Source organism: Streptomyces niveiscabiei (genome assembly GCF_001419795.1).
GTDB lineage: Bacteria > Actinomycetota > Actinomycetes > Streptomycetales > Streptomycetaceae > Streptomyces > Streptomyces niveiscabiei.
In genome coordinates, this window is the sequence record NZ_LIRL01000886.1 from 1 (window position 1) to 2,396 (window position 2,396).

3 protein-coding genes are annotated in these 2,396 nt (G+C 69.2%); 2 read left to right on the forward strand and 1 reads right to left on the reverse strand.

The features are described 5' to 3' along the window. Nucleotides 1-1,091, reverse strand: a 1,091-nt coding sequence (gene cdgB, locus AOK24_RS36285) for a diguanylate cyclase CdgB (protein WP_055724218.1), incomplete at its 3' end; no start/stop codon positions are given. Between the two features lie 421 nt (nt 1,092-1,512). Between cdgB and AOK24_RS36290 the strand changes: the two genes are divergently transcribed. Both AOK24_RS36290 and AOK24_RS36295 read left to right on the forward strand, forming a co-directional pair. Further along, entirely contained in the window at nt 1,513-2,004 is a 492-nt protein-coding gene (locus tag AOK24_RS36290) for a flavin reductase family protein (protein WP_338060968.1), read from the forward strand. Nucleotides 2,005-2,087: 83 nt separating this feature from the next. After that, nucleotides 2,088-2,396 (forward strand): hypothetical protein (locus tag AOK24_RS36295; protein WP_055724220.1); only part of this gene is annotated, 309 nt, incomplete at its 3' end.

Here is a 2,396-nt window from a genome sequence, read left to right on the forward strand (position 1 = left end):
CGGGTGCAGATCCGGGCGGAGAGGCGGGTGCGCAGCTCGGCGGCGTTCGGGAGGCCGGTGAGGGAGTCGTGGGAGGCGCGGTGGGCGAGCTGGAGCTCGCGGCGCTTGCGGTCCTCTATGTCCTCGATGTGGGTGAGGAGGAAGCGCGGCCCGTCGGCGGCGTCTGCTACCACGGAGTTACGGAGTGACACCCATATGTACGTGTCGTCCCGGCGGCGCAGTCTCAGTTCCGCGCGGCCTCCCTCCGCGGAGGTACGCAGGAGGATGCCGATGTCCTCGGGGTGGGCGAGGTCCGAGAAGGCGTAGCGGCGCATCGCGGAGGCGGGGCGGCCCAGGAGGCGGCACAGGGCGTCGTTCGTCCGGAGGATGCGGCCGTGCTGTTCGCCGCCCAGTTCGGCGATGGCCATGCCGGAGGGGGCGTACTCGAAGGCCGCGCGGAACGATTCCTCGCTGGACCGCAGCGCCTGCTGCTCGCGCTCCAGGCGGACCAGGGCGCGCTGGATGTTGGACCTGAGGCGGGCGTTGCTGATCGCTATGGCCGCCTGGAAGGCGTACATCTGGAGTGCCTCGCGGCCCCAGGCGCCCGGCAGCCGGCCGTTGCGCGGGCGGTCCACCGAGAGGACTCCGATCAGCTCGCCGCACGTACCCCCCTGGGAGGGTGGGGTGTACATGGGGGCGAACAGGCGGTCCGAGGGGTGCCACTCGTCCTCGAAGCGGGGCGGGGGGCCGTCGGTGTACCACTGGGGTACGTCGTCGTCATCCAGTACCCATCCCTCCGTGTGCGGGATGAAGACCAGGTCCCCCCACCTCTCGCCCATGGCGAGCCTGCGGTCCCAGGACTCGCGCGAGCCCACGCGGCCGGTGATGAGCGCCTCCGCGGCCGGGTTCCCGGCGAAGGCGGCGACGACGAGATGGCCGTCGTTCCGTACGAGGTTGACGCACGCCAGCTCGTAGCCGAGGGCGTTCACGACTCCGTCCGCGACCGTCTGCAAGGTGTCCGCCAGGCTGCGGGCCGTGTTCATGTCGGCCATCGCCTGGTGCAGTTGCCGCAGGGACGCGAGGCGGACATAAGGTTCCGACTCGGTCTCCATGCTCGCCCTCCCCCCGAGACTTCGCAGCGAATCAAGGGTTGTTCATCGGCGTACCTTTTCACCGCCACTGAATCACAGCGCGCCGCCAACTCGGTACACAGGGTCAACAATTCTTATCTCTTGTGACTCAAGTCACAGCAAAACATGAACAATTGGTCGGCGTTTCTGCAATTTTCAGAGTGACCGGGACGTGTTACCGAGTGTTCAGAGAACGCTTACTGTACGTCGATGGTTCCACCGGGACCGTCGGGTTTCGGTCGGTCGTAGGACCCGGTCGTACGACCGCTCTCGGGCCGGAGGCCGATGTGTCCGGGGCCGGCGGACACTAGCGTCCTGGAACGTGCCGAACATTTCTCCGCCCCCCGTACCCACCCTCACCGGGCATGCTGAGGGGGTGAGCAACGACGAGTTCCGGGCCGCGATGGCCCGGCTGGCCGGTGGTGTGGTGCTGGTCACCGCGCAGGAGCCGTCCCTGGACGCCGGCGATCCGGCCGCGCCGCCCGCCGAGGACGTCGGCATGACCGCGACCGCGTTCATGTCCGTCTCCCTCGACCCGCCCCTCGTCATGATCAGCCTCCGTACCGGGTCCCGCATGGACGACCTCCTCGACGAACAGCCCCTGTGGGCGGTCTCCGTCCTGTCCGAGAGCCAGCGGCACATCGCCGGGCGCTTCGCGATGAAGGGACGGCTCAGTGACCGGCTCCTCTTCGAGGACATCCCATACCTGCGGGGTACGCTCACCGGCGCGCCGATGGTGGGCGGGGCGCTCGCGAATCTGGAGTGCCGGAGCGAGGAGCGGGTGGTCGCCGGGGACCATACGTTGGTGATCGGACGAGTCCTTTCGGCTTCCGTGCCGAGTGCGGAGGGCGGGCCGTTGTTGTACTTCCGGGGTAGGTACCGACACCTGGGGTAGGGGGTCGGCCACCTGGGGCAGGGGGTCGGCGCCGGGCGGAAAACTCGTCGCGTTCGTACGACGGGTCTGCCTAGGGTGCCGCCATGCCCGTACCCCGACTTGAAGAGATCACGCCGGCCAATTTCGAGAAGGCGATCGGCGTCGCCGTCCGGCCGGAGCAGGAGTTCGCCGTCGCGCCGGTCGTGAAGTCGCTGGCGGAGGCGTATGTGCATCCCGGGGTGGCCTGGCCCCGGCTCATCGTCGACGGGGAGCGGGCCGTCGGGTTCCTGATGGCGTTCCTCGACGTCGACTGGCACGAGGACGGGGGGTCCCTGCGGCGGTCCGGGCTGTGGCGGCTCGCCATCGACGCCGGGGAGCAGGGCAAGGGGTACGGGAGGTACGCCGTCCAGGCC